This is a genomic window from Streptomyces odontomachicola (genome assembly GCF_039605595.1).
Taxonomy (GTDB): Bacteria; Actinomycetota; Actinomycetes; order Streptomycetales; family Streptomycetaceae; genus Streptomyces.
Window position 1 is genome coordinate 101,461 of sequence record NZ_JBCFOK010000002.1, and the last position, 26,445, is coordinate 127,905.

21 protein-coding genes are annotated in these 26,445 nt (G+C 71.0%); 14 read left to right on the forward strand and 7 right to left on the reverse strand.

Going from position 1 to position 26,445, the window contains the following annotated elements:
• Positions 1 to 309: 309 nt before the first annotated feature.
• From ABEE00_RS03175 to ABEE00_RS03185, 3 genes are all read left to right on the forward strand, one after another.
• Positions 310 to 657: a MerR family transcriptional regulator gene (locus ABEE00_RS03175; RefSeq protein WP_345743645.1), complete on the forward strand. Its 348-nt coding sequence runs from the start codon at positions 310 to 312 to the stop codon at positions 655 to 657.
• A 279-nt stretch (positions 658 to 936) separates the two neighbouring features.
• Positions 937 to 1,140, forward strand: a complete 204-nt coding sequence (locus tag ABEE00_RS03180) for a cold-shock protein (protein ID WP_345743646.1) — start codon at positions 937 to 939, stop codon at positions 1,138 to 1,140.
• A gap of 229 nt (positions 1,141 to 1,369) precedes the next feature.
• Positions 1,370 to 2,872 (forward strand): DEAD/DEAH box helicase, encoded by a 1,503-nt coding sequence (locus ABEE00_RS03185; RefSeq protein ID WP_345743647.1) that lies wholly within the window; start codon positions 1,370 to 1,372, stop codon positions 2,870 to 2,872.
• A 380-nt stretch (positions 2,873 to 3,252) separates the two neighbouring features.
• Here ABEE00_RS03185 and ABEE00_RS03190 read toward each other — a convergent pair whose 3' ends face one another.
• Both ABEE00_RS03190 and ABEE00_RS03195 read right to left on the reverse strand, forming a co-directional pair.
• Positions 3,253 to 3,474 carry a hypothetical protein gene (locus tag ABEE00_RS03190; RefSeq protein WP_345743648.1) on the reverse strand — a complete coding sequence of 74 codons (222 nt, stop codon included), beginning with the start codon at positions 3,472 to 3,474 and terminating at the stop codon, positions 3,253 to 3,255.
• Between the two features lie 113 nt (positions 3,475 to 3,587).
• Positions 3,588 to 4,298, reverse strand: a complete 711-nt coding sequence (locus ABEE00_RS03195; RefSeq protein WP_345743649.1) for a hypothetical protein — start codon at positions 4,296 to 4,298, stop codon at positions 3,588 to 3,590.
• 373 nt (positions 4,299 to 4,671) lie between these two features.
• On the opposite strand from ABEE00_RS03195, the gene ABEE00_RS03200 reads away from it, so the two are divergent.
• Positions 4,672 to 7,014 (forward strand): collagenase, encoded by a 2,343-nt coding sequence (locus tag ABEE00_RS03200; protein WP_345743650.1) that lies wholly within the window; start codon positions 4,672 to 4,674, stop codon positions 7,012 to 7,014.
• Positions 7,015 to 7,131: 117 nt separating this feature from the next.
• A complete protein-coding gene (locus ABEE00_RS03205; protein ID WP_345743651.1) occupies positions 7,132 to 7,845 on the forward strand; it encodes a GntR family transcriptional regulator in 714 nt (237 codons plus the stop codon).
• Positions 7,846 to 7,857: 12 nt separating this feature from the next.
• On the opposite strand, the gene ABEE00_RS03210 is transcribed toward ABEE00_RS03205, so the two are convergent.
• Together ABEE00_RS03210 and ABEE00_RS03215 are read right to left on the reverse strand one after the other, a co-directional pair.
• On the reverse strand, positions 7,858 to 8,379 hold the full coding sequence (locus ABEE00_RS03210) for a hypothetical protein (protein ID WP_345743652.1): 522 nt from the start codon (positions 8,377 to 8,379) through the stop codon (positions 7,858 to 7,860).
• Positions 8,380 to 8,476: 97 nt separating this feature from the next.
• Positions 8,477 to 9,178, reverse strand: coding sequence for a hypothetical protein (locus ABEE00_RS03215; RefSeq protein WP_345743653.1), 702 nt, complete (start codon positions 9,176 to 9,178; stop codon positions 8,477 to 8,479).
• A 670-nt stretch (positions 9,179 to 9,848) separates the two neighbouring features.
• On the opposite strand from ABEE00_RS03215, the gene ABEE00_RS03220 reads away from it, so the two are divergent.
• The 7 genes from ABEE00_RS03220 (at position 9,849) to ABEE00_RS03250 (ending at position 20,059) form a co-directional block, all read left to right on the forward strand.
• Positions 9,849 to 10,595 (forward strand): DUF2637 domain-containing protein, encoded by a 747-nt coding sequence (locus ABEE00_RS03220; protein ID WP_345743654.1) that lies wholly within the window; start codon positions 9,849 to 9,851, stop codon positions 10,593 to 10,595.
• A 281-nt stretch (positions 10,596 to 10,876) separates the two neighbouring features.
• Positions 10,877 to 12,514: a phytoene desaturase family protein gene (locus tag ABEE00_RS03225; protein WP_345743655.1), complete on the forward strand. Its 1,638-nt coding sequence runs from the start codon at positions 10,877 to 10,879 to the stop codon at positions 12,512 to 12,514.
• A gap of 238 nt (positions 12,515 to 12,752) precedes the next feature.
• Complete coding sequence (locus ABEE00_RS03230) at positions 12,753 to 12,956, forward strand: cold-shock protein (protein WP_345743656.1); 204 nt, start codon at positions 12,753 to 12,755, stop codon at positions 12,954 to 12,956.
• A gap of 293 nt (positions 12,957 to 13,249) precedes the next feature.
• Positions 13,250 to 15,010, forward strand: a complete 1,761-nt coding sequence (locus tag ABEE00_RS03235) for a DEAD/DEAH box helicase (protein WP_345743657.1) — start codon at positions 13,250 to 13,252, stop codon at positions 15,008 to 15,010.
• Positions 15,011 to 15,294: 284 nt separating this feature from the next.
• Entirely contained in the window at positions 15,295 to 16,707 is a 1,413-nt protein-coding gene (locus tag ABEE00_RS03240) for a family 2B encapsulin nanocompartment shell protein (RefSeq protein WP_345743658.1), read from the forward strand.
• Between the two features lie 32 nt (positions 16,708 to 16,739).
• On the forward strand, positions 16,740 to 18,935 hold the full coding sequence (locus tag ABEE00_RS03245) for a terpene synthase family protein (protein ID WP_345743659.1): 2,196 nt from the start codon (positions 16,740 to 16,742) through the stop codon (positions 18,933 to 18,935).
• A gap of 323 nt (positions 18,936 to 19,258) precedes the next feature.
• A complete protein-coding gene (locus ABEE00_RS03250; RefSeq protein WP_345743660.1) occupies positions 19,259 to 20,059 on the forward strand; it encodes a bestrophin-like domain in 801 nt (266 codons plus the stop codon).
• Between the two features lie 178 nt (positions 20,060 to 20,237).
• Here ABEE00_RS03250 and ABEE00_RS03255 read toward each other — a convergent pair whose 3' ends face one another.
• Entirely contained in the window at positions 20,238 to 20,654 is a 417-nt protein-coding gene (locus tag ABEE00_RS03255; protein WP_345743661.1) for a Fur family transcriptional regulator, read from the reverse strand.
• Between the two features lie 278 nt (positions 20,655 to 20,932).
• Between ABEE00_RS03255 and katG the strand changes: the two genes are divergently transcribed.
• Positions 20,933 to 23,152 (forward strand): catalase/peroxidase HPI, encoded by a 2,220-nt coding sequence (gene katG, locus ABEE00_RS03260; protein ID WP_345743662.1) that lies wholly within the window; start codon positions 20,933 to 20,935, stop codon positions 23,150 to 23,152.
• A 180-nt stretch (positions 23,153 to 23,332) separates the two neighbouring features.
• Here katG and ABEE00_RS03265 read toward each other — a convergent pair whose 3' ends face one another.
• Positions 23,333 to 24,325: an aldo/keto reductase gene (locus ABEE00_RS03265; RefSeq protein WP_345743663.1), complete on the reverse strand. Its 993-nt coding sequence runs from the start codon at positions 24,323 to 24,325 to the stop codon at positions 23,333 to 23,335.
• Positions 24,326 to 24,632: 307 nt separating this feature from the next.
• Positions 24,633 to 25,409 (reverse strand): AraC family transcriptional regulator, encoded by a 777-nt coding sequence (locus ABEE00_RS03270; protein ID WP_345743664.1) that lies wholly within the window; start codon positions 25,407 to 25,409, stop codon positions 24,633 to 24,635.
• Between the two features lie 81 nt (positions 25,410 to 25,490).
• Between ABEE00_RS03270 and ABEE00_RS03275 the strand changes: the two genes are divergently transcribed.
• Positions 25,491 to 26,309 carry a sulfite exporter TauE/SafE family protein gene (locus tag ABEE00_RS03275; protein WP_451918486.1) on the forward strand — a complete coding sequence of 273 codons (819 nt, stop codon included), beginning with the start codon at positions 25,491 to 25,493 and terminating at the stop codon, positions 26,307 to 26,309.
• The last annotated feature ends 136 nt before the right edge of the window (positions 26,310 to 26,445 follow it).

Sequence of the window (26,445 nt, forward strand, 5' to 3'; positions counted from 1 at the left end):
GGGCTGGACGGCCCCAGGGGCCGCATGCAGTTCTGCAGGATCTAGCAGTGCACGACAGATCAGAAGGAGAAGGAGGAGAGATACGCCATCGGGATCGCCCGGGCAGGAAGGGTCCGCCCGGGTACCGCAGACCCCGGATTGGAAGGTGGTCCCCGGTCACGCAGCCGCGATCCCCGCACCCGTCCATACGGGCAGTGGTGCGGACAGAGAAAACCGGCGTCATAACAGCCGGAAGATGGTGTTGATCCCTTCGGGGCCCTGGTGCCGTACGGCGCCAGGGCCCCTCGACGCGTTACCCGAGAGGTGCCAGTGGCCGCAGACAACCCCACCAACCCGTCGAGCAACCTCGACGACGAGGACTACCCCGCCTTCACCATGGGGCGGGCCGCCGAGATGCTCGGCACCACCCCCGCCTTCCTGCGCGCCATCGGCGAAGCCAAGCTGATCGTGCCGCTGCGCTCCGAGGGCGGGCACCGCCGCTACTCCCGCTATCAGCTCCGGCTCGCCGCCCGGGCCCGCGAGCTGGTCGACCAGGGGACCTCCGTGGAGGCGGCCTGCCGCATCATCATCCTCGAGGACCAGCTCGAAGAGGCCCAGCGCCTCAACGAAGAGCTGCGCAACCGGCAGTCGGCTCCGGACTCGAAGGCCAGCACCTGAGCACCTTGTGAAAATCTCGTTCCGCCGTGACAGAAACACGAATAATGCGGAGTGAGGAGTTTTGGCACGGCGAATCCGAAGCGGGAAAAACGCGCGCTCGCCGAATCGCCCGTGTTACGGTTACGTCAGTTGCAGTTGTGGTTCCCCAAAAACTTGCAAGCGCTCCTCCGGGTCTCCTGGAGTGAGCCTTGTGCGGTTCGGTATTTCCGGAGGGTGATCATTGCGGCAGCTCCGGTCCCCGCGCACTGTGGGGCCGGGTCCGCCCCTGAAGGAGATATTTTGGTTACTGGCACCGTGAAGTGGTTCAACTCGGAAAAGGGTTTCGGCTTCATCGAGCAGGAGGGCGGCGGCGAGGACGTGTTCGCCCACTTCTCGAACATCAACGCCACCGGCTTCCGTGAGCTGCTCGAAGGCCAGAAGGTGAGCTTCGACGTCACGCAGGGCCAGAAGGGCCTGCAGGCGGAGAACATCGTTCCCGCCTGACGCTGACGCGTACGACGAGCTGGGGCACGCACCTGCGTGCGGGTCCCAGCTCGTTGCGTTATTGCACGCTCGCCGTACAGCGACGCTCCGGCGCATTTCATGACGACTCGGCAGCCATGTCGGCTCCGTTTAATTCGTCTTTTCTTCGGCTCGGTCTTGCGAATTCCCATGCGGCTGCGCAGCGCTGCGGTGCATTCCTCGATTCGTGCCGTATCGAGGAAGGTTCTGCATGAACCCCCCTGCTCGTATCACCGCTGATTCCTCCGCTTCACACAGCAGCACCGGCCACGGCCGTGACAACCGCCGCTCGCGTCAGGCCGACCGCCGCCGGGGCGGGTCCCCGCATTCGGGCCGGCCCCAGCGCCCGGGTGGTCGGGTGGCCGGCAAGGGCCGCCCCGCCGCCCCGCCGAGGGAGTTCGCCCTGCCGGACACGCACACCCCGCCGCTGCCGGCCGTCGGGACGTTCGCCGAGCTGGAGATGCCCGAGCGCCTGAAGACCACGCTGCACGCCCAGGGCATGAGCGCGCCGTTCCCGATCCAGGCCGCGACGCTGCCCAACGCGCTGGCCGGGCGCGACGTGCTGGGCCGCGGCCGTACGGGCTCGGGCAAGACCCTCGCCTTCGGGCTCGCGCTGCTGGCCCGTACCGCGGGCGGGCGCGCGGAAACCGGGGCCCCGCTCGCGCTCGTCCTGGTCCCCACCCGGGAGCTGGCTCAGCAGGTGACGACCGCGCTCACCCCGTACGCCCGCGCGCTGCGGCTGCGGCTGACCACCGTGGTCGGCGGCATGTCGATCAACCGTCAGGCACGCGATCTGCAGGCGGGCAGCGAGGTCGTGGTCGCCACGCCAGGACGCCTCAAGGACCTGCTGCAACGGGGCGACTGCCGCCTGGACCGGGTCGCGGTCACCGTCCTCGACGAGGCCGACCAGATGGCCGACATGGGCTTCATGCCCCAGGTGACGCACCTGCTCGACAAGGTGGACCCCGCGGGGCAGCGGCTGCTGTTCTCCGCCACCCTCGACCGCAACGTGGACGCGCTGGTGCGCCGCTATCTGACCGACCCGGTGGTCCACTCCGTCGACCCCTCGGCGGGGGCGGTCACCGCCATGGAGCACCACCTGCTGCACGTACACCCGGACGACAAGCGGCAGGCGACCAGGCGGATCGCCGCCCGCGACGGCCGGGTGATCATGTTCCTGGACACCAAGCACGCGGTGGACCGCCTCACCAAGGACCTGCTGGCACTCGGCGTGCGGGCCTCGGCCCTGCACGGCGGGAAGTCGCAGTCCCAACGCACGCGCACCCTCACGGCGTTCAAGTCCGGCCACGTGAACGTCCTGGTCGCGACCAACGTCGCCGCCCGCGGCATCCACGTCGACAACCTCGACCTCGTCGTGAACGTCGACCCGCCCAGCGACCACAAGGACTACCTGCACCGCGGCGGACGCACCGCACGCGCCGGGGAGTCCGGCACCGTGGTCACCCTCGTCCTCCCCGGGCAGCGCCGCGGCATGGACCGCCTCATGGCGCAGGCGGACATCACCGCGCAGCAGACCCGGGTCCGCCCCGAGTCGGCCGACCTGAGCCGCATCACCGGCGCCCGGACACCCTCGGGCACCGCCCTCACCGTCGCCGACACCGAGCCGCCCAAGCCCGCCGTCCCCGCGCAGCGGGCGCGGCGCAGCCGGCCCGCACGCCAGCGGCACCGTTCCTCCTTCAGCACGGCCGCATAGCTCAGCGCCCAGACCGCAAGCGGATGAGCGTCCGCGTCCGACGCCGTTAAAAGCGCTCGCCGTACGACTTCGTGTCGTACGGCGAGCGCTTTTGGTTTCCGCAACCCGACCGGGGTTGTCCGTGAAGGATCTAACCGACGGCCGGGGCCGCATCCGTGCCCGGGTGTGATGCTTGCGCATTCTTGGGCACGGGCGCTTCGTTCTCTTCAAGGCCCTGAGCCTTGAAGGGGTTCGTCGCCGGAGGCGGCGAAGCCGCGGTAGCACGGCGGGGCGCCCCTTCCGGGGCGGAGAACAACGAGGTCACGTCGATGATGCGTCTCCCAATTGGGTGTGTGACAAGGCGCTGAAGGTACCGGCGTGCCGGGGCCGGGAGTTGAGTCCTACAGCTTGCTCATCTTGGCGTACGGACTCATGATCCGCTTCTGTGTCGAGGTGAAATCCACGAGCACCGCGAGCTCATCCTCGACGCCGATCACGCGGCCGAGTCCGTACACGTCGTGGGTGACCCGGTCGCCCACGGCAAACTGCTCGGGAGGCAGTGTGACCGGGGCCTTGAAGGGGCTGGTAGGCAAATACCGCTTCGGAGCGGCGGGTTTTGTCATCGCCACCAGTATGCGTCTGCAAGCGTCTGTGCGCCATGGCCTACGCTCCGCTCGGCGATGCCGGTCCGTGCTGTGCGCCGTGCCCCGGCTCAACGCTGTGCGCTGTGCCCCGCTCAGCGCACCGTCACCGTCACCGGATTCGACACCGCTCCCGCGCCGGTCATGCGCAGCTTGTTCGCGCCCTTGAGGCCGAGCTTCGCGCGGAGCTGGTAGGACCCGTCGGACTTCACCGTGGTGGAGGCGGGGAGGGTGGCCCACTTCTTGTTCTTGGCCTGGTACTGCTGGAGGGACACCTTGGTCCCCTTCTGTACGCCGGTGGCCTTGCCGCTCACGTGGAACTGCTCCCACGCCTTCACGGTCGTCTTGTCGGCAGAGGCCGTGAGCTTCGCGGCGTGCGGGGCCGGCTTGGCCTCGGCCTTCTCGACCCAGGAGGTCATGGTGCCGCCCGGGTGCAGCACGAAGTGGGCGCCGTTGTGCTCCCCGTAGGCCGGCTTGTCGCCGTTGGTACGCAGGGTGTCCCACACGATCGGCTTGCCGGTGTCCGGGTCCGGGGCGATCAGGTCGGCCTCGAAGACCTTCTGGCTCACCTTGTAGACCTTGCCGGTGAAGCCGCCCGCCAGCTTCTGGGTGCGTATCAGGGTGCGCTTGGCCGCGTGCTGCCCGTCAGTGGTGGCGGAGGCCGCAGCCGTGCTCTTCGCGCCGGTGTGTGCGGCGGGGGAGGGGGCGGCCACCGCGCTCGCGGCGGGCAGGAGCGCGGCCGCGGCGACGGCGGCGACGGTCAGCGTGGCGGTGCGGGAGACGGTACGGCGACGGTTCTCACTCATGGTCGGCTTCCTCGTGCTTCCAGGTAGAGGAACAGAACCGGACACACGCTTCCCCCGGGACGGACTTGGTCTTCTGCGCCCCAACTGCGGTGTGTGTCCGGTGCGTACGAGAACAACCTTATGGTGCCGCGCACGCCTTTGACCTGCAGTTCTGTAACAGGAGATCGACAGCGCTGGAACGGAGGTGCCACTGGTACAAGGACGAATCATTCGTCGGGACTTGTCGGTGCAATGTCACATTACTATGTTACGCGTCACATCCCGGCGGTCAGCGCTCTCAACTCCCGCCGGGGACAGGGCACTTGGTGCGTCGGCACTTGGTACGTCGCAGCACACCGCACACCACTGCCCCCTCATCCCACAGGAGCCTTCGGTGTCCTTACGCAGACCCGTACGCGCACACCTGCTCATCGCCGCCTTGGCCGCGGCCCTCCTCGCAACCGCCGTCCCCGCGGGACAGGCGGCCGCGCGGCCCGACGACGGTCGAGAGGAACGCACCACCGCCACCGCGCCGCACGCGCCGCGCGGCGCGAGCGGCACCGACCCGGGCGACAGGGTGAAGCGACTCGCCGCCGCGCCCAAGGCGAAGCCGAGTCCCGCGCCCCCGCCCGGCGGCCTGCCCCAGGGCCGCACCCCCGGCGCGCGGAACAAGCAGAAGCCCGGCGCCACCCGCCCGACCGCCGCCGGCGTCCCCTGCACGCTCGACGCCCTCACCCGCCTGAGCCCCGACGGCCTCGTCGCCTTCCTCGCCGACCCCGCGGTGACCGGCGACGGCTGCCTCCGCGACCTCCTGTGGACGTGGGACGCGCGGCTCGCCCCCGTGTTCTCCCCGGCCCACGCCCAGGCCGTCGCCCGCCGCATCGCCGCGCTCTCCGCGGCGCACGACGGCGCCAACGGCAGCCACCTGTACGAGATGTTCACGTACCTGCACGCGGCGGCGTACCACGACTTCTCGCGCTCCGAGATCGACCTCACCGACCCGGTGACCGTCGACGCCGTCCGCCGCGCAGCGGACGCCTTCGGTGCGGCACCCCGTACCTTCGAGGCCACCCGCGCCAACGCCGACACGCTGCGCGAGGCGCTCTACGCGGCCAGCTCACCCGGACTGCGGCAGCACCAACTCCCGCTGGTCAAGCGCGTGCTGGCCACCATGGACGCCCGTCACCCGGCGACGAACACGAGCGCCGCGTGGGGCGGTTCCGCGCTCGCCGCGCTGTCGGTGAACTACCTCGGCGTCTATCCGGGCAACAACGACACCGCCTTCCGCGACGCGGTCACGCGCGACGCCGCGTACCGCGCCGCCTTCCAGGACTTCGCCTCGTACACCCACCTCAAGGGCACGGCCAACGCGTGGGTCGTGCGCGACGCGCTCGGCGAATACGGGCGCTTCGGCCAGATCGACGCGCTCAAGCCGGACATCGTCCGCGACCTGGGCGCCCTCGTGGACACCACCACCCGCAACTTCGGCGAGGGCAGCCAGCCGTGGGCCAAGGTCGCCGGCTGGCTCGTCGCGTACGACGCCTGCGCGCCCTACCGGGTGTGCAAGGCGGACATCGAGCGCCGCATCTTCCCGCGCACCTACACGTACGACAGCGGCGGGATCAAGGTGCGCACCGCGCTGGACGAGGCCGCCGTGGACCAGCTCTACTACGCGAGCAAGCAGGTCAGGGCGCAGTTCCACCGCGTACTCGGCACCACGGAACCGCTCGCGGGGGACACCAACACCACCCTCAACATCGTGCTGTACGCCTCGCGCGCCGATTACGAGACCTACCACCCGCTGCTCACCGGCATGGGCACCGACAACGGCGGGATCTACATCGAGCGCGGCGCGACCTTCTACACCTACCAGCGCCGCGTGCCGCAGGACTCCTCGCTGACGCTGGAGGAGCTCTTCCGCCACGAGTACACGCACTACCTCAACGGCCGCTGGGCGGTGCCCGGTTCCTTCGGCGAGGGCCCCTGGTACGAGGGCGACCGCACGACCGCGATGGACGAGGGCACGGCCGAGTTCTTCGACGGTGCGACGCGGCACGAGGGGATCGCGGTGCGCAAGGCGCTGGTGCGCGGCGTCATCGCGGACACCGCGAACGGGCGGCCGCGCATGACCGTGCGGCAGCTCCTGCACGCCACGTACGACGGGGACGGCTTCCGCTTCTACGACTACGCGGGCACCTTCTTCGAGTTCCTGTGGCGCGAGCGCCCGGCCCAACTCGCCGCCATGTACGGGCATCTGCGCGGCAACGACGTCTCCGGCTTCGACGCCTGGCGCGAGCGGATGTCCGGCGACGGCGGTCTCCAGCGCGCGTACGACGCCTTCCTCGACGCGCAGATCGCCCGCGTGGACGACCTGTTCGTGCCCGACACCACCTTCCAGCCCCCGCAGTCGCTGAAGTACGGCGACGCCGGGGAGGCCGGCACGGCGCTGGCCTCGGCCACCGGCATCGGCGCCGAGTGCCGCGAGGCCGTACCGGGGCCCGGCAAGCGGCGCTTCGCCTGTACCGGCCGCATCACCGCCAACCTCACCGACGCCGGCAGCCCCGACGCGGTCTTCCGGGACATGAGCGGGACCGTCGACTACTACCTGCTGGAACGCAGCCTCAAGGCCGGCAACAACTTCCCGGACATGAACTGCTCCTTCGGGAGGACCGACATCTGGTCCAACGGGCGGGCGGGGACGGCTCCTTACTCGTGCGAGGGCCCGCTGCGGAGTTGAGGTTGCCGAGTCTGCGAAATCCCTTGAGTCCGCGCAGGTCCATCCCCTGGTGAAACGTGACATTGTACGCTGTTCCTCCGCGGGCTCCCGGCGCCGCGGAGTCCCGGAGGAGCAGCGATGGGTTCCCTCGACCGGCATCTGATCCCCGTACAGGAGCGGCTGCGCGACAAGGTCGCCCACGCGCTGCGCGCCGCGCTGATCTCCGGCGAACTCCGCCCGGGCCAGGTCTACTCGGCGCCCGGCCTTGCCGCGAACTTCGGGATCTCCGCCACCCCCGTGCGCGAGGCCATGCTCGACCTGGCACGCGAAGGGCTGGTCGAGCCGGTGCGCAACAAGGGCTTCCGGGTCACCGAGGTCAGCGAGCGCGACCTGGACCAGTACACCGAGCTGCGGGTGCTCATCGAGGTGCCGACCATCGGCAAGGTCACCGAGACCGCGTCCCCGGAGCAGCTCGCCGAACTGCGCCCGCTGGCCGACGAGATCGTCCGCACCGCACGCGCCGACGACCTCATCGGCTACCTCGACGCCGACCGCCGCTTCCACCTCGCCCTGCTCCTCCTCGCGGGCAACGAGCGCCTGGTGGAAACCGTAGGCGACCTGCGCAAACGCTCCCGCCTGTACGGCCTGACCGGCCTGTCCGAGCAGGACAGACTGGTCGCCTCGGCCGAGGAGCACCACGAACTCCTCGACCTCATCCTCGCCGGCGACAGAAGCGCCGCCGAGCAGTGCATGGCACGCCACTTGGGCCATGTGCGCTCGCTGTGGGCGCGGCCGGAGGGAGCGGCGCGGTCGGAGGGGGCGGCCGGGACGAATCCCGGCCGTACACGCTGAGCCGTCAGGGGCTTATGCCGCTTCCGCCTTCTGGCGCTGTTTCCGGATGAGGCCGTACAGGTCGAGCGGGGTCACGTCGCCGGGCAGGCGGCCGTCGGTGAACAGGTTGACGCCGCCGCGCTCGTAGGCCCGGTCCACCAGGGCCGAGCAGATCAAGTGGCCGCTGCTCGCCACGTAACCGCGCAGCAGCCGGGACGCGAGCGGCAGCTTCAGGCGCAGGGCGGCCAGCGCCAGGTAGTCCAGGAAGCTGTACGGGGTGCCGATCAGGTTCGTGGCCTGCTCGCATATCGCGGACGCGTGCTCGCGCGGGCACGAGTACCAGGCCACACGCGCCGCGTCGTACTTGGACAGCAGGGCGCGCTCGGCGCCGCCCGGCATCGCCTCGACGACCTGCCCTTCGCCCACGTACACGAAGGCGTGCTGATAGTCGGCGAAGCCGTCACCGTTGAGCCACTGCCCGAGCCGTATGAGCCGGCCGACGTTTCCCGTGATCTGAGTGAGCCCGAAGTCGCCGTCTTGTGGTGCGTACGTCATTCCGTCCTGCCTCCCGGATTTCAGCCCCCCTCCGAGGAGTTCTTCCCACCGATGGCGCGAACGGAGCGTGAGTGAACGGCTCCCGACGGGCGTTCACTCACCCGGAGCCGCTGCCGTGCCCCGTGGTGACGTAGGCGGACGGCGAGGCGCCCGTGGCCTCCAGCACGGGGTGCCTGCGCTCGGGAACGTCGACGTGCGGGGCCGAGCGCACCTCGAGGGTGACGGTGCCGCAGGAGACCTCGCGGGCGCTGTCGTTGAGGACGGTCGTGGACAAGTGCCGCAGCGCGGCGGCGTGCACGGCCATGATCTCCCAGCTATTCGCGTCGTCCGGCTCGGTGAGCAGGAGGCGCGCGGTGGTGTTCAGCGCGCGCAGGCGGGGGCGCTGCGCCTTGCGCTGGTGCCGGGGCAGGCAGCGCCAGGCGGAGTTGCCGACCGTGACCAGGCGCCAGAGCCCGTTGGTCGTCGGGTCGGCGTCGTAGAACCGCAGCCCGTAGCGGCCCACCAGCCAGTACGAGGCGGCGAGCGCCAGCGCCAGGAGTACGTCGATGCCGGTCCACCACCACACCAGGTGGCGCCCGCCGCACAGGTGGGAGCCGAGGTAGGCCGCGGCGCCGCCGACGCCGCCGAAGACCGCGCCGGAGGCGAGGAGCACGGCGACGACCGCGGGCAGCATGCCGATGCCGTCCTCGGTCTCCAGGGACGTCAGGCCCCGCCAGTGCGGGGCCAGATAACGCGCCAGCCGTGCCGGTCTGGGGGCGGGTTCGGTGATGGCGATCCCCTTCGCCCAACTGACGGTCATGAGCGCTCCTCCTGCGTTTATCTGCACGACCGGACGCTTCATCGAACGATCGCGCCATAAAAGAAGAGGCGGCACGTTGCGCGAAAGCACCCAATTGTCGGATGGGTATGCCGAGGAATTCCACTGAAACAGCCGCATCGACGGCTCCACCGCATCCGCGAAATCACATGGTGCGCGTCCTTGCGGAGACACCTCGCGTGACCCCACTGTGCTTTTCGGGAAAACCGCGAGTGGCGTCGTGTCAGGCAGTACGAGAAGTACGACTAGCGCCCCCTCGTACCACCGGAGCTCGTGCGGGGGAGCCCGGGCACGAGGCCTGATTTGCGGAGGCGGGGCCGCGAGACCACTCATTCGGCGGGCAACGCGGAACACCGGTCCGGTCGTTCACCGGAGGTGAAAACACGGAAGATCCTCAGGTCCCAGCAGGAGCAGCAGTGGGACCCCGATGAGGTGATGCAGCTACAGGTACCCGTAAAAGGCTCACGAATTCACGGACCGTGCACCGATCTGCTCGACTCCTTCGACAGGGAGATGCAGGAGATCCAGACGAGCTTCCACCGGAGGATTTCCCCCTTGCTGCCGGAGGGGGACGAGAGCGCCGATGACGCATAACGGGGGAGAGGGACTTCCCGGGTACACGCCGTACCCGCCGTACCCGCCGTACACATCCGTGCCGCCGGAGAATCCGGATGCGGACGGTGTGCCGCACGACGCGCATTACCCGGTCGAGGCGGACCCGGATCCGGATCCGGCCGAGGAGCTGCTGTACCTGGACGACGAACTCGCCGAGCTGCTGGCCGCCTCGGCGGCCGACGCGGTCGGGGGCGCCGGGGGCGTCGGTCCTGACGGTGCCGTCGGGGACATCGGAGACACCGCGGATGTGCCGCGCCCCAGCGCGCCCCCGTCCTCGCACCGCCGCCCACCGCGGCTGCTGTCCAAACAGAACTGGCTCAGGGGCGCCAGCATCGGGCTCGCGCTCCTCACCTCCGTGGTGGTCATCGCGGTGAGCGTGTTCGGCGCCGTGGTCTCCTACTCGCCCCTGGAGCACGCCGCGGCCCAGGCCGCGCCTCCTGAGGTCGCGCGCTGCTGGCCGCTGCTGATCTTCGCCCCGTGGCTGGTCGCGTACTTCACGATCCTGCGCGCCACGCTCCACCGCAGACGCGCGGTACGCGCATGGCTCCTGGTCGTCTTCTGCGTCGCCCTCGCCGCGGCGCTCTGCGTCAGCGAGGCCCCGCAGACGCTCACCGGCGTCCTGGTATCGGGGCTCCCCCCGGTGGCCGCACTGGCCTGTTTCGCCCAGCACATGGGCCAGCTCTCCCTCACCCGCCCACCCCGCTCCCACCGCACCCCACCGGCCCACCGCCACCGCCCGGATCCGGGGAACGGGGGTGGAGGAGGGGGAGTGAAGGAGCTCTGAGGGGTGCGTGGGCCGACACGTGCTGGGGTGCGCAGCGGGGGCCGTTGCGGCGGCCCACTCGCTGATCAGTCAGTCGAGGGCGGCGAGCGAGGGGTACGTCGGCGTCGGCACTCGCCGCCCGCACGCCGGAAGTCTTCGGACCGGAGGCAAGTCCATGAGTTGGGGGCGCGCCCGGTGCGGGTATGTGGGGAGGCCGGCGGGGGCTGCGCCCTCGTTTATGAGCGTCATTCGATCGTCTGGAGGACTCTGTGCAACGCTCCTCTTCCGTTTCCTCAGCAGCCGTGGACGCCGGAGCCGGGCAGGTGCCCGGAGCTGGCCGTTCCTCCTACGACGTGGTCGTCGTCGGTGGTGGGCACAACGGGCTCGTGGCCGCGGCGTATCTGGCTCGCGCCGGGCGGAGCGTGCTCGTGCTGGAGCGGCAGGGGCACACCGGGGGCGCGGCCGTCTCGGCGCGGGCCTTCAGCGGCTGGGACGCGCGGCTGTCGCGCTACTCGTACCTGGTCAGCCTGCTGCCGCGGAAGATCGTGGACGACCTGGGGCTGAGGTTCCGCACGCGCAGGCGCCGCATCGCCTCGTACACGCCCACCGTCGCGAATGGCCGGGCCACCGGGCTCCTGGTGCAGGACGACGAGGCGCGGACCCGCGAGTCCTTCCGCGAACTCACGGGCTCCGACGCCGAGTTCGACGCCTGGCAGCGCTTCTACGCGATGACACAGCGCGTCGCCGAGCGCGTCTTCCCCACCCTCACGGGACCGCTGCCCGGCCGCGCCGAGCTGGAGCGGATCGTGGACGACAGGGAGGCGTGGGAGGCGCTGTTCGAGCGCCCGCTGGGGGAGACGATCGAGGAGCGGTTCTCCCACGACCTCGTGCGGGGCGTGGTGCTCACGGACGGGCTGATCGGCACCTTCGCGCACGCCCACGACCCGTCGCTGCTGCCCAACCGCTGCTTCCTCTACCACGTGATCGGCAACGGCACCGGCGACTGGGACGTGCCCGTCGGCGGCATGGGCGCGCTCACCGACGCGCTGCGGGACGCGGCCCTCGACGCGGGCGCCGACATCCGCACCGGTCACGAAGCCGTACGCATCGACACCGACGGCGCCCGTGCGGAGGTCCGCTATCGGGCGGGGGAGTACGAGGGGACGGTGGCCGCCGGTTCCGTCCTGGCGAACGTCGCCCCCACCACGCTCGACCGCCTTCTGGGGGAGGAGCCACAGGATGGCCGGCCCGCCCCCGAGGGCGCGCAGCTCAAGGTCAACATGCTGCTGCGGCGGCTGCCGCGCCTGCGGGATCCCAAGGCCGACCCCCGCGACGCCTTCGCCGGCACCTTCCACGTCGCCGAGTCCTACGGCCAGCTCGAGGACGCCTACCGCGAAGCGGCGGCGGGCCGGATGCCGGATACGCCGCCGTCGGAGATCTACTGCCACTCGCTCACCGACCCCTCGATCCTCGGGCCCGAGGCGGCCGGGCGCGGCTGCCACACCCTCACCCTGTTCGGCCTGCACATGCCGGCCAGGATCTTCGAGGGCGCCGGGGACACGGCCCGCGAGGAGGCGCTGCGCGCCGTGCTGGCGCCGCTGGACGCCTGCCTGGAGGAACCGGTCGAGGAGTGCCTGGCGACCGACGCCGACGGCCGCCCCTGCATCGAGGCCAAGACCCCGCAGGATTTGGAGGCGGACCTGGGGCTCCCGGCCGGTCACATCTTCCACCGCGACCTGTCTTTCCCCTACGGCGGTACGGAGGAGGACGCGGGCACGGAGAGGGGCGCGGGCACGGGCAGGTGGGGCGTGGAGACCGCGTACGCGAACGTCCTGCTGTGCGGGGCAGGCGCCGTACGCGGCGGAGGCGTCAGCGGCATCCCGGGCCACAACGCCGCCATGGCGCTCCTCGGCGCATCCCACGGGCCGCAGCGGCGCTGACCCTGGGGAGTCCCTGACCTGCATGGATCCACCAGTACGGATCACCGCGGCCGTCGCCGTGTTACCGTTTACCCCAGTTGCAGTTGTGGTTCCCATGTACTTTGTGTGCGCCTGCTGGTTCTTGAACCTTTCAGGCGCACTTTTGTTTTTCCGGTGCATTCTCCGGATGGGGTTACTCAGCACGCGACCGAGGTCCGCGCAGTGCGGATCTCCGGCACTGCCCCGAAGGAGACAGAAGATGGCTACCGGCACCGTGAAGTGGTTCAACAGCGAAAAGGGCTTCGGCTTCATCGAGCAGGACGGCGGCGGCGCCGACGTCTTCGCCCACTACTCCAACATCAACGCCACGGGCTTCCGTGAGCTGATCGAGGGGCAGAAGGTGGAGTTCGAGGTCGTGCAGGGCACCAAGGGCCTGCAGGCGGACGGCATCACCTTCGTGTGATCCGCGCTCTCGGGCGCGCCTAGCGCCCACGGGCAGGGGCCGCAACACGCTTGCGGCCCCTGCCTCTTGTTGAACAGCCTTTTCCGTACGCGCACGCCGGACCATCCCGCACCCCGCGCGTACGACGGCGCTCCGGCGCCCCTCCCGCGCCCCGGCCCCTCGTCCCGAGACGGAGCCCGTACGACGGCAGCGGGAATCCGCTCGCTATTTCCCGGCTCGTTCTTGCGATCGCTGCGCGGTTGTCCGCCGCCGCAGGTCTTCCTCGAGACGCGCCGCTACGAGGGAGGTTCTGAATGAGCCCCGACCGCGAAGACAACCGCAGTCGCCAGCGCACCACAGCCCCGCAAAGCCGCCGCTCCCGCCGCCCGCGCAACTCCGCCGAGGGGCGCGCCGAGGGCCGGCCCGCGTCGGACCGTTCCACGACGGAACGCCCGGCGACGGAGCGCCCCGCGACGGAACGGACTGCGGCAGACCGGTCCGCGAAGGATCCCGCCAAGAAGCGCACGGCGCAGGCGCAGGGCCGCCCGAAGCGCCGCACGAAGGCCCCGGCCTCGCAGCGCCCCGTACAGGCCGGCCCGGCGAACGGCACGGGACCGGCCGACGACGCGGAGCCGGCGGCCGAAACCGAAGCACCGCCCGCCGTCTCCACCTTCGCCGAACTCGGGCTCCCCAAGGCCCTGTTGGCGGCGCTGGAGCGGGAGGGCAAGTCGGCCCCGTTCCCGATCCAGGCCGTGACCCTGCCCAGTTCGCTCGCGGGGCGGGACGTCCTGGGGCGCGGACGCACCGGTTCGGGCAAGACCCTCGCCTTCGGTCTCGCGCTGCTCGCGCGTACGGCGGGGGAGCGGGCCGCGGCGCGGCAGCCGCTCGGCCTCGTCCTCGTGCCCACCCGTGAGCTGGCCCAGCAGGTCGCCGACGCGCTCACCCCGTACGCCCGTGCCCTGTCCCTGCGGCTGGCGACGGCGGTCGGCGGCATGGCCATCTCCCGGCAGAGCAGCAGGCTGCGCGAGGGCGCCGAGGTGCTCATCGCCACCCCGGGGCGGCTCAAGGACCTGATCGAGCGCGGCGACTGCCGGCTGGACCAGGTGCGCACCACCGTCCTCGACGAGGCGGACCAGATGGCCGACATGGGCTTCCTGCCGCAGGTCACGGCCCTGCTGCGGCAGGTGCGCCCGGACGGTCAGCGGATGCTGTTCTCGGCCACCCTGGACCGCGACGTGGACCGCCTCGTACGGAATTTCCTCACCGATCCCGTCGTGCACTCGGTCGACCCCTCCGCCGGTGCCGTGACGACCATGGATCACTACGTGCTGCGCGTCGCGGACGAGGACAAGCACGAGACAGCGCTGCGCATCGCCGCGCGCGACGGGAGGGTGCTGCTGTTCGTGGCGACCAAGCGGGGCGCCGACCGGCTGACGAAGCGCCTGCTGGCCAGCGGGGTGCACGCGTCGGCGCTGCACGGCGGGAAGTCGCAGAATCAGCGCAACCGCACGTTGGAACAGTTCAAGACCGGACCGGTTACGGCGCTGGTGGCCACCAACGTGGCCGCGCGCGGCATCCACGTCGACGACCTCGATCTGGTCGTGAACGTGGACCCGCCCAACGACCACAAGGACTACCTGCACCGCGGCGGCCGCACCGCCCGCGCCGGTGGCTCGGGCAGCGTGGTCACCCTCGTACTCGGTGAGCAACAGCGCGAGATGAAGCGGCTGTTCAGCGCGGCGGGGGTCACCCCGAACACCCTCAGGGTGCGCCCGGACGACGCCGAACTCGCCCGCGTCACCGGCGCCCGCGAGCCCTCCGGCATACCGGTGACCATCGCCCCACCGGCCCAGCCCGCGAAGGAGACCCCCAAGCGCCGCTCCGGGGGCGGCGGTTCCCCGGCCCCCGCGGGCCGCGGCCGCCGCTCGCGCCGCGGTGGAGGATCCCGCACGGGCTCCGCGGCACCCCGCACGTCGGGCTCGGGCTCCGCCCCTTCCACTTCTCGCACCTCTGGCTCCGGTTCGTCCGCTCCCTCCCGCGCTCCGCGCTCCCGCAGGGGCCGCAGGGCCGCCTGAGCGGCCCGGAGGCCGCGTACGGCGCCCCTTCGCCCCCTGCTCTCGCGTACGTACGTGAGAGCAGGGGGCGTACGTATGCGAGAGCACGGAACCACCGGCCGTCTCGAAGAGCCGTAAGCCCGCGGAGGGTATCGCGCCGAGATGTCTTCAAGAAGTGCCCGTGACCAGCGGATTCTCACCGGACCGTCACGCGGCGGCCCAAGTTGATCATGGATTCGCGCAGGTCCTAATGTGACGAGTCGACAGGCGGTGCCCGGCCGCCCGTAGTTGACCGGAGGATATGCATGACCACCCTGCCCCAGCCTCAGGCCGGAGAGGCTGAGCAGCCCCCGCAGTCCCTCAGCACCGCCGCCGCGCGGCAGCTCGCGACCACCACCAAGTCCGCCCCGCAGATGCAGGGCATCACCTCGCGCTGGCTCCTGCGGGTCCTGCCGTGGGTGCAGACCGAGGGCGGCGTCTACCGCGTCAACCGGCGCCTGACCTACACCGTCGGCGACGGCCGCATCGAGTTCGAGCAGACCGGCGCGAACGTCCGCGTCATACCCCCGGAGCTCGGCGAACTCGGCATCTTCCGCGGCTTCGAGGACTCCCAGGCGCTCTCCGCGCTGGCCGACGCCTTCACCCAGCACGACTTCGAGGTCGGCGAGGTCCTGGCGCGCCAGGGCGAGGACGTGCAGTACGTACGCCTGATCGCGCACGGCCGCGTACGCCGCACCCGTGCGGGCAAGTACGACGAGGACTCGGTGATCGAGACCGTCGCCGAGGGCGACCGCTTCGGCGAGCACGCGCTGTCCGGCGAGCCCGCCACATGGGACGCCACCGCCACGGCGCTGACCTCGGGCACCCTGCTCCAGCTCCACCGCGACGACTTCGAGCGGCTCGTGGAGCGCACCCCCTCGCTGCGCGAACACGTCACCGCCTTCCGCGCGATGTCGGCGCACGAGCAGAACAAGCACGGCGAGGCCGACATCGCCATGTCCTCGGGGCACAGCGGCGAGCCCGTGCTGCCCGGCACGTTCGTGGACTACGAACTCAAGCCGCGCGAGTACGAGCTGAGCGTCGCGCAGACCGTGCTGCGGGTGCACTCCCGCGTCGCGGACCTCTACAACAAGCCCATGAACCAGACCGAGCAGCAACTGCGGCTCACGGTCGAGGCCCTGCGCGAGCGCCAGGAGCACGAGCTCGTCAACAACCGCGAGTTCGGGCTGCTGCACAACGCCGACTACAAGCAGCGCATCCGCACACACTCCGGTCCTCCCACCCCCGACGACCTGGACGACCTGCTCGCGCGCCGCCGCAGCACCCGCGTGATGCTCGCCCACCCCAAGGCGATCGCCGCCATCGGCCGCGAGATGAACCACCGCGGGCTCTACCCGGCCAACGCCGACTTCGACGGCCAGTCCGTACCGGCCTGGCGCGGCGTGCCGATCCTTCCCTGCAACAAGATCCCGGTCACCGAGCAGGGCACCTCCTCGATCCTGGCGATGCGCTTGGGCGAGGACGACCAGGGCGTCGTCGGCCTGCACCAGACCGGCATCCCGGACGAGATCGAGCCCGGCCTCAACGCCCGCTTCATGGGCATCGACGACAAGGCCGTCATCTCCTACCTGGTCTCCACCTACTACTCGGCCGCCGTGCTGGTCCCCGACGCGCTCGGGGTCCTGGAGGACGTCGACGTCCACCACCGCCGCGGCTGACCCCGGGCGGACACAGAGGAGGACGAAAGACGATGGCCAAGCCCTTCGAGCTGCCCGACTTCTACGAGCCGTACCCGGCCCGCCTGAGCCCCCACCTGGAAGAGGTCCGCGTCCACTCGCGGGCCTGGGCGGGGGAGATGGGCATGCTCGAAGGGTCGGGCATCTGGGACACCGCCGAATACGACGCGCACGACTACCCCCTGCTGTGCGCCTACACCCACCCCGACGCCTCCGCCGAGCGGCTGGCGACGGTCACCGACTGGTATGTGTGGGTGTTCTTCTTCGACGACCACTTCCTGGAGAAGTACAAGTACACGCGGGACACCGCCGCAGCGCGTGAACACCTGGAGCGGCTGCGGGAGTTCATGCCCGCCGACCCGGCCGCGCCCATGCCGGAGCCGCGCGACCCGGTGGAGACCGGCCTCGCGGACCTGTGGCGGCGCACCGTCCCGCACATGACCGACGGCTGGCGCGAGCGCTTCACCGAGGCCACCGCCGCCCTGCTGGACGAGTCGATGTGGGAGCTGTCCAACATCGAGATCGGGCGGGTCTCCAACCCGCTGGAGTACATCGAGATGCGCCGCAAGGTGGGCGGCGCGCCCTGGTCGGCCGGGCTCGTGGAGTACGCCGCGCACGCCGAGGTGCCCGCGCAAGTCGCCCGCTCCCGGCCCCTGTCGGTACTGCGCGACACCTTCTCCGACGCCGTACACCTCCGTAACGACCTCTTCTCCTACCAGCGGGAGGTCGAGGAGGAAGGCGAACTCTCCAACGGCGTCCTCGTCTTCGAGACCTTTCTGGAGTGCACCACCCAGGAGGCAGCGGACAAGGTCAACGAGCTGCTCACGGCCCGGCTGCACCAGTTCGAGCACACCGCGCTGACCGAGGTGCCGCCGCTGTGCGCCGAGCACGGGCTCACGCCCGACGAGCAGGTGCGCATCGCCGCGTACACCAAGGGCCTCCAGGACTGGCAGTCCGGCGGGCACGAGTGGCACCGCCGCTCCAGCCGCTACATGCGCGAATCGGGCCCCGGCCCGGACGGCGGCCCCCTCCTGCCCACCGGGCCCACCGGCCTGGGTACGAGTGCGGCCCGCCTCGCGGAGTCGTACGCGCACACCATGCCGCAGCGACTGCGCAGCCACACCCACGTACAGCAGCCCGCCGCCGGGCTCCCGGAGCCCGATCCGCACATGCCGTACGCGGCGAAGCGCTCGGCGCATCTGGACGGCGCCCGGGAGAAACTCGTGCGCTGGTGCCGGGAGTTCGGCATCACCTCGGAGGGCGTGTGGGACGAGGCCAAGCTGCGCGCCGCCGACCTGCCGCTGTGCTCGGCCGGCATCCACCCGGACGCCACCCCCGAGGGCCTGGACCTGACCTCGGGCTGGCTCGCCTGGGGCACGTACGGCGACGACTACTACCCGCTCGTCTTCGGGCGCACCGGCAACCTGGCAGCGGCCAAGCGCTACACCGACGGCCTGGCGGACTTCATGCCGCTGGACGCCGGTACGCCGCCGAGGCCGCCGGGCACGGCGCTGGAGCGCTCTCTGTACGACCTGTGGGTGCGCACCGCCGCGCCGATGACCCACCAGGCGCGGGCCACCTTCCGGCGCACCATCACCGACATGACCGCGTCGTGGGTGTGGGAGCTGGTCAACGCGGCCGAGCGCAGGGTTCCCGAGCCGGTGGACTACATCGAGATGCGCCGCAAGACCTTCGGTGCCGACCTCACGATGAGCCTCTCGCGCATCGGGCACGGCGGCGTGATCCCCGACGAGGTCTACCGCTCCCGCCCGGTGCAGGCGCTGGAGCACTCGGCGGCGGACTGGGCGGGGCTGGTCAACGACGTGTTCTCGTTCCGCAAGGAGATCGAGTTCGAGGGCGAGATCCACAACGCGGTGCTGGTAGCGCAGCGCTTCCTGGACTGTACGCAGGCTCAGGCGCGCAGGATCGTCGACGACCTGATCGACGGCCGGATGCGGGAGTTCCAGCACGTGCTGGAGGTGCAGATCCCCGCGCTGTGCGAGGACCTGGACCTGCCGCAGGAGACGCGCGCCGCGCTGGACCGTTACGCGGCGGAACTCCAGAACTGGATGTCCGGCATCCTCGTGTGGCACCGCGGCTGCCACCGCTACGACGAGTCCGAACTGCGCCGCGACATGGGCGGCTTGGGCACGGCGGCGACGCTGGCCACGTCGGTGACTCGGGCGCGGGTGGGGGCGCTGGGGGTGTGAGCCCGGGCTCGTGGAGGTCCGCACCGGGAGGTCGGTCCCGGAGCGGGCCACGCGTCGCGCACGTCCTGGATTCCCGTTTCCCGCACGTCCCGGACCACGTTTCGCGCGTCCCGGACCCCCTCTTCCGCACGTCCCGGGCGGACGTCCCGAACGGCTCGGGTGAAGACGGCGCGAGAAGGCGGCGTGGCGGATCTGCCGTACGGGGGACAACGGCGTGCCCGCGCGGGACTCGGACCGGAGCGGGCAGATGATCTCGGGGGAGAGAGCTCCGGGCGGTGTGGAGCGCTCGGCCGTGCCCGCCCGAGGTCCGTTGTGGAGTCCGCATGCTCGCCGTGCCCATCGTCGTCGTCGTTCTTGCCCTGGTGGCCGCTTTCGTCGCCCATTTCTGGCTGCGCGCCCGGGTGGCGGGTGAGGACGAGGACGGGCTGAAGCTGAGTGACATGGTCGGCCCGCTCCAGACACTGACCGTGCTGCTGCTCGCCTTCACCCTGGTCACCGCCTCCGGTTCCTACCGGGCGGCGGTGCAGCAGGCCCGGGTGGAGGCGAACGCGGTGGACCACCTCAACGAGGTCTCCGACTACGCCCCGGCCTCCGCGCGCCGGCAACTGGGGGCCGACATCGCCTGCTACGCGCGGGCGGTGCGCTCCTACGAGTGGCCCGCTATGCGCGAGGGCGACAGTTCGCCGGTGCCGAGCGTATGGAGCACTCATCTGCGCTCGGACTTCAAGAAGCTGATGGACGAGCCCTCCTTCGGCATGCTGGTGTCCGCCGACAACGAGCGCGCCAAGGCCCGTCAGGAACGTCTCGCCGAGGCCAACCCGGCCATCCCCGAGCCGGTCTTCTGGTTCCTGCTCGTGTGCCTCGTACTGACCTTGGTGGCCCTCGGCCTGGCGCTTCCGCGCCGCCGCGCGGCCGCCCAGCTCACCGGGATGGTGGTGTTCGCGGTGCTGCTGGGCGGTGCCCTGGTGATCATCCGCGACGTCGACTACGCCTTCGGCGGCGCCGTCAGCGTCCAGCCCACCGCCATCAGCGACGTCGCCCGCCAGGCGGCCCGGGACTACGCCACCGACCACGACATCTCCCAACTGCCGTGCGATGAGAAGGGGGCGCCGAAGAGCGCCTGAGGCTCCGCCCCGCGTCTTCCCCACCGCGCCCTCCGTGCCGCCGCACGGCGCGGCCCTCGCCGGGCCACGGCGCGGACAGCCGGACGCGGATCATCGACGGCATGCGTACGCCGGAGCCTGCCGCGAAGGTGAAGTCACCGCGCTCCTCGCCGGAGCCGAAGCCGTACCCACCGCGTTCCTACGCCGCCCGGCACTCAGCGCAGACGCCCCGGAAGGTGACCTCGGCCGCGTGCACGGTGAAGCCGAAGCGCTCGGCGTCGGGGAGGGCGGCGAGGGGGTCCCCGCCGGGGTGGACGTCGCGGATGGTGCCGCACCGCGAGCACACCAAGTGGTGGTGCGGACGGTGGGCGTTGGGGTCGTACAGCTTGGCGCGGCCGATGCTGGAGACCTCGGTCACCTCGCCGAGCGAGACCAGTTCGCTGAGGGTGTTGTAGACGGTCGCCCGCGCTATCTCGGGCAGCAGGACGGAGGCGCGTTCCAGCACTTCGTCCGCGGAGAGGTGGACGTGCTCGCCGTCCAGCACCTCGGCGACCACCCGGCGCTGCGCGGTCATCCGCCAGCCGCGTTCGCGCAGCCGTTCCAGCAGGTCACTCATGGCCACCACCCGTCGGTGCGACGCCCGATGAAATTCCGTGAAAACGGTATCCGTGCGCCCTGGTTCTCGTATTGACTTGGACTATGTCCACCGTAAGATCGGCTCCAGCGTGAGCCAAGGGACAGGACGGCGGCAAGGACATGCCCGTGGCGGTTCGACAGACGTGCCCGTGCGGACGGGCGAGGGCGGTGCCGCCGACCACCGCTTCCCTTACGGCCGTTCCCACCACCCCCAGTTACCCAGCAGCACCGTGAACCGTCTGGCCCGGAAGGATTCCCATGCCCGAGAACAATGACGCCCACGCCGCAGAGGCGACCTCGGAAACCGGCGGCTGTCCCGTGGTGCACGGACGCGCCCCGCACCCGACGCAGGGCGGCGGCAACCGCCAGTGGTGGCCCGACCGGCTCAACCTGAAGATCCTGGCCAAGAATCCCCCGGTGTCCAACCCGATGGGCGAGGAGTGGAGCTACGCCGAGGCGTTCAAAACCCTCGACCTCGCGGCGGTCAAACAGGACATCGCCGAGGTACTGACCGACTCCAAGGACTGGTGGCCCGCCGACTTCGGCCACTACGGCCCGCTGATGATCCGCATGGCGTGGCACAGCGCCGGCACGTACCGCATCAGCGACGGCCGCGGCGGCGCCGGTTCGGGCCAGCAGCGCTTCGCGCCGCTCAACAGCTGGCCTGACAACGCCAGCCTGGACAAGGCGCGGCGGCTGCTGTGGCCCGTCAAGCAGAAGTACGGCGAGAAGATCTCCTGGGCCGACCTGCTGGTCCTCACCGGCAACGTGGCGCTGGAGTCCATGGGCGTGCAGACCTTCGGCTTCGCCGGCGGCCGGGTGGACGCCTGGGAGGCCGAGGAGGACGTCTACTGGGGCCCCGAGACCATCTGGCTCGACGACCAGCGCTACACCGGCGACCGCGAGCTGGAGAACCCGCTCGGCGCCGTGCAGATGGGCCTCATCTACGTCAACCCCGAGGGCCCCAACGGCAATCCGGACCCGATCGCCGCGGCCCGCGACATCCGTGAGACCTTCCGGCGCATGGCGATGAACGACGAGGAGACCGTCGCCCTCATCGCCGGCGGCCACACCTTCGGCAAGACCCACGGCGCGGGCCCCGACTCCAACGTCGGCGCCGACCCCGAGGCCGCGCCGATGGAGCAGATGGGCCTCGGCTGGAAGAGCACCTTCAACACCGGTGTCGGCAAGGACGCCATCACCTCGGGCCTGGAGGTCACCTGGACCACCACGCCGACCCAGTGGGGCAACGGCTTCCTCAAGAACCTCTTCGAGTACGAGTACGAGCTCACCCAGAGCCCGGCCGGCGCCAACCAGTGGGTCGCCAAGGACGCGCCGGAGATCATCCCGGACGCGCACGACCCGGAGAAGAAGCACCGCCCGACGATGCTCACCACCGACCTGTCGCTGCGCTACGACCCGGTGTACGAGCCCATCGCCCGGCGCTACTACGAGAACCCGGAGGAGTTCGCCGACGCCTTCGCGCGCGCCTGGTTCAAGCTGACGCACCGTGACATGGGCCCGGTCGTGCGCTACCTCGGCCCCGAGGTCCCCAGCGAAACGCTGATCTGGCAGGACCCGCTGCCCGAGCGCACCGGCGAGCTGATCGACGAGGCCGACGTCTCCTCCCTCAAGGAGAAGATCCTCGGGACCGACGTCACCGTCTCGCAGCTCGTCTCCGCGGCCTGGGCCTCGGCCTCCACCTACCGCGGCAGCGACAAGCGCGGCGGCGCCAACGGCGCCCGCGTGCGCCTGGAGCCGCAGCGCAGTTGGGAGGCGAACGACCCGGACTCGCTCGCGCAGGTGCTGCGCGCGCTGGAGGGCGTCCAGGAGTCCTTCAACTCCTCGGCCACCGGCGGCAAGCAGGTCTCGCTCGCCGACCTCATCGTGCTCGGCGGCTGCGCCGCGGTGGAGAAGGCGGCCAAGGACGCCGGGTACGACATCCGGGTGCCCTTCACCCCGGGCCGGGTCGACGCCGCCGAGGACCAGACCGACGCCGAGTCCTTCGCGGCGCTGGAGCCCGAGGTCGACGGCTTCCGCAACTACCACGGCAAGGGCAACCGCCTCCCCGCCGAGTACCTGCTCGTGGACCGCGCGAACCTGCTCACCCTCAGCGCTCCCGAGATGACGGTGCTGGTGGGCGGGCTGCGTGTGCTCGGCGCCAACCAGGGCGGCTCCCAGCACGGCGTGCTCACCGACCGCCCCGGCACGCTGACCAACGACTTCTTCCGCAACCTCCTCGATCCGGGCGTCACCTGGAAGTCGACCTCGGAGGCGCAGGACGAGTTCGAGGCCCGCGACGCCGACGGCAAGCTCCGCGGCACAGGCACCCGCAACGACCTGGTCTTCGGCGCCAACGCCGAACTCCGCGCCGTGGCCGAGGTCTACGCGAGCAACGGCAGCGGCGAGAAGTTCGTCAAGGACTTCGTGGCGGCCTGGGACAAGGTCATGAACCTGGACCGCTTCGACCTGGCGTGAGCCGGTGGTACGGGGTTGGGGCGCTGATCCGTACGCCCTGACCCCGTACGCATCGCTTCGTACGCGTTGAACCGTGAGCCGCGCCTCCGTCCGGGGGCGCGGCTCACGGCTGTTGAGGTGCTGGTGGCCGGTCAGTTGGCGCTTGGTGTCAGCCGGTGTCGTGCGCGTCGAGCCCACCGGCTAACCCCGAGCGACCTCAGCGGTGTGCGCGGGGGTGTAGCGCTCGCCCAGCACCTGGTCGCTCAGCGGGTCCAGCGCGGCCAGCGCCTCGGTGTCCAGGGTGAGTTCCAGCGCGGCCGCGTTCTGCTCCAGCCGGGCCGGGCTGCGGGTGCCAGGAATGGCCGCCACCGCCACCCCGAGCCGCTCGGCCTGGGCGTACACCCAGGCCAGCGCCGTCTGGGCCGGGGTGGCGCCCAACCGCTCCGCCACCTCGCGCACGGTCTGCGCGATCTTCTCGTTGGCCTCGCCCGCCTCGCCTGCGAAGCGGGGGTTGGTGCGCCGGAAGTCCTTCTCGCCCAGCGTGGAGCGGTCCAGGGTGCCGGTCAGGAACCCGCGCCCCAGCGGCGAGTACGGCACCAGCCCGACCCCCAGCTCGGCCATCACCGGGGTGACCGCCTCCACCTCGCGGGTCCACAGCGAGTACTCGCTCTGCACCGCGGTGATCGGATGCACCGCGTGCGCCCGGCGCAGCAGCTCGCCGTCGACCTCGGACAGGCCCAGGTGGCGGACCTTGCCCGCCTCGACCAGCTCGGCCATCGCCCCGACGGTCTCCTCGATCTCCACGTCCTGGGGTGGGCGGTGGGCGTAGTACAGGTCGATCTCCTCGACGCCCAGCCGCAGCAGCGAGGCGTCGCAGGAGCGCAGCACGTAGTCCCGGGCACCGCGGATGCGGCGTGCCCCGTCGCCGGCGCTGCGGTCGATGCCGAATTTGGTGGCCAACTGCACCTGGTCCCGGCGGCCGTGGACGGCCCGGCCCACCAGTACCTCGTTGTGCCCGGTGCCGTAGGAGTCGGAGGTGTCCAGGAACGTGATGCCCAGCTCCAGGGCCCGGTCGATGGTGGCCAGGCCGCCGTCCCAGTCGGCCGAGCCGTAGCTCTCGCTCATCCCCATGCACCCCAGGCCCATCGCGCTGACGGTGAGACCGGGCGAGCCCAGCGTGGTTCGGGTGATCATGCGTGGATACTCCTCCTGCCCGGCGGGCCGGGCGGTACCTCGAGCACTGACGAACGCTCCCGAAACTAGGACTTGGAGCGCGCTCGAAGGCAAGCAGGAGGACCGGCCCCCGTCGGCGGGCCGGGCGCGGCGGGAGCGGGTGAGGGTGAAGCGGCCCACCGGCAACAGGTCGCCACAGGACCCGGACACCGCGTGACGATCAAGATCAATCTCACCGGGATTTCCTGCACCTCAACTACTCCCACCCGCGCACGCGGGGCTCGTCAGCCATGGCTGCCCGGGCGCATCAGGCACACCTGATCCACCGTCATTTCCTCGTTTGAGCCGCGCCGGAGAAGCGCGAAGGCGGCACCCCGAAAGCCCGGGTGAACGCCGCCGTGAAGGCTGCGGGGGTCGCGTAGCCGAGGCGGCCCGCCACGTCGCCTACCGAGGCGGTGCGCAGGAGGGGGACCGCCGCGAGGAGGCGGGCGCGGGAGCGCCATACCGCGGGGCTCTCGCCGGTCTCGGTGCGGAAGCGGCGGGTGAAGGCGCGTTCGCTGAGGGACGTGCGCGCGGCCCAGTCGGCGTTGGTGACGCCGGCGTCGGGGGCGGCGAGATAGGCGCGGCACAGTTCGGCCAGGTCGGGCGAGGCCGGCACGGCGACGTGGAAGGGGAGCGGGGAGCGCGCGGCGATCTCGTGCAGCAGCAGCCCGGCGATGCCACCCTCGCGCCCGGAGAGGCTGTAGTCGGGCCCGAACTCCACGGCGGCCAGCAGCAGTTCGCGCAGCAGCGGCGGTACGTCCACGACCGTGCAGGTGGCGGGCCACCAGGGCACCGCGTCCGGCTCGATGTACAGGCTGCGGGTGCTCACCCCCAGCATCCGCACCCGGTGCTGGGTGGCCGCCGGGATCAGCACCGCGCGCTCGGGCGGTACGGTCCAGCTCCCCTCGGCGGTGTCGACGACCATGGTGCCGGTGGCGCCGTAGAGGAACTGCGCGCGCCGGTGCTCGTGCCAGTCCAGCAGGTAGCCCGGCGGATAGTCGGTGCCGAGTGGCAGCACCGCGCGGTCCACGTGGTCGACGGTGTCCAGCGGGATGTTCTTCACCCCGCCACTGTAGTTCCACCGCGTGGCCGAGACGCGAAAGAACCCTGCCGACCATCGCATGCGGGAAGCACGCCGCCCCTGATGGAGTTGTCTCCTGTGAACGACATAGCTTTGCTCGGAATCGGGCTGCTCACCGGTGTGACAACGGTCCTGTTCGGCTTCGGCGGCGGCTTCGTCGCCGTACCGGTCGTGGTGTGGGCCGACGCCGCGCTGGGCGCCGACGCGATGCGCGTGGCCACCGCGACCTCGGCCCTGGTGATGCTGGTGAACGCCGCGTTCGCCACCGCCGTCACCCAGCGCAGGGTCCTCGCGGGGCTGCGCGGCAGCGGCGTACTGATGCTGCTGATGGCCGTCGGCGGCGCGGTCGGCGCGCTCGCCACCCGCTACGCGCCGGACGGACTCGCCCACTGGGCCTTCATCGCGTACGTGGCGCTGACCATCATCGATTTGCTTCTGCGGCCCGGATTCCTTCGCCCGGCCTCCCCGGTGGGGGACGACGGAGAGGCGCCCCGCCCCCTGCCCGCCGCGCTCGGCGCACCCGTCGGCGCCGTCGCGGCCTTCCTCGGGGTGGGCGGCAGCGTCATGACCGTCCCCGCGATGCGGCGGGCCGGGCACCCCATGAAGGTGGCGACCGCGCTGGCCAACCCCCTCACCTTCGTGATCGCGCTCCCCGCCGCCGCGGTCTTCCTCGGCAGCGCGTCCGCCCCCAGTGCCGCGCACACCCCCGTACACCTGGCGGGCCTGATCGACCTGCGGGCCGCCGCGGCGCTGCTCCTCGGCGCCCTGCCCGTGATCGCCCTGCTGCGCCGCCGCCCGCCGCGCATCCCCGACCGCGTCTACGCCTGGTCCTACATCGGGCTTCTCGGGGTGGTGGTGCTCGCGATGCTGGTGGCGGGCTGAGCGCTCTTCGGGGCCCCGACTTCTCCTAACACGTACGGCCTGCCGTATGCGGAGAATTCCCGAACATCGCCCTGATCGAGGGGAGTTCCTTCACCACGCGATCATATCTGGTTACGGTCGGCAGCATTACGGGGTG

What these genes read in the sequence shown, in the direction of transcription:
- ABEE00_RS03185 (WP_345743647.1), top strand. Translation starts at nt 1,370, where the DNA reads ATGAACCCCCCTGCTCGTATCACCGCTGATTCCTCCGCTTCACACAGC.
- ABEE00_RS03190 (WP_345743648.1), bottom strand. Translation starts at nt 3,474, where the DNA reads ATGACAAAACCCGCCGCTCCGAAGCGGTATTTGCCTACCAGCCCCTTC.
- ABEE00_RS03195 (WP_345743649.1), bottom strand. Translation starts at nt 4,298, where the DNA reads ATGAGTGAGAACCGTCGCCGTACCGTCTCCCGCACCGCCACGCTGACC.
- ABEE00_RS03205 (WP_345743651.1), top strand. Translation starts at nt 7,132, where the DNA reads ATGGGTTCCCTCGACCGGCATCTGATCCCCGTACAGGAGCGGCTGCGC.
- ABEE00_RS03210 (WP_345743652.1), bottom strand. Translation starts at nt 8,379, where the DNA reads ATGACGTACGCACCACAAGACGGCGACTTCGGGCTCACTCAGATCACG.
- ABEE00_RS03215 (WP_345743653.1), bottom strand. Translation starts at nt 9,178, where the DNA reads ATGACCGTCAGTTGGGCGAAGGGGATCGCCATCACCGAACCCGCCCCC.
- ABEE00_RS03230 (WP_345743656.1), top strand. Translation starts at nt 12,753, where the DNA reads ATGGCTACCGGCACCGTGAAGTGGTTCAACAGCGAAAAGGGCTTCGGC.
- ABEE00_RS03235 (WP_345743657.1), top strand. Translation starts at nt 13,250, where the DNA reads ATGAGCCCCGACCGCGAAGACAACCGCAGTCGCCAGCGCACCACAGCC.
- ABEE00_RS03240 (WP_345743658.1), top strand. Translation starts at nt 15,295, where the DNA reads ATGACCACCCTGCCCCAGCCTCAGGCCGGAGAGGCTGAGCAGCCCCCG.
- ABEE00_RS03245 (WP_345743659.1), top strand. Translation starts at nt 16,740, where the DNA reads ATGGCCAAGCCCTTCGAGCTGCCCGACTTCTACGAGCCGTACCCGGCC.
- ABEE00_RS03250 (WP_345743660.1), top strand. Translation starts at nt 19,259, where the DNA reads ATGCTCGCCGTGCCCATCGTCGTCGTCGTTCTTGCCCTGGTGGCCGCT.
- ABEE00_RS03255 (WP_345743661.1), bottom strand. Translation starts at nt 20,654, where the DNA reads ATGAGTGACCTGCTGGAACGGCTGCGCGAACGCGGCTGGCGGATGACC.
- katG (WP_345743662.1), top strand. Translation starts at nt 20,933, where the DNA reads ATGCCCGAGAACAATGACGCCCACGCCGCAGAGGCGACCTCGGAAACC.
- ABEE00_RS03265 (WP_345743663.1), bottom strand. Translation starts at nt 24,325, where the DNA reads ATGATCACCCGAACCACGCTGGGCTCGCCCGGTCTCACCGTCAGCGCG.
- ABEE00_RS03275 (WP_451918486.1), top strand. Translation starts at nt 25,491, where the DNA reads ATGGAGTTGTCTCCTGTGAACGACATAGCTTTGCTCGGAATCGGGCTG.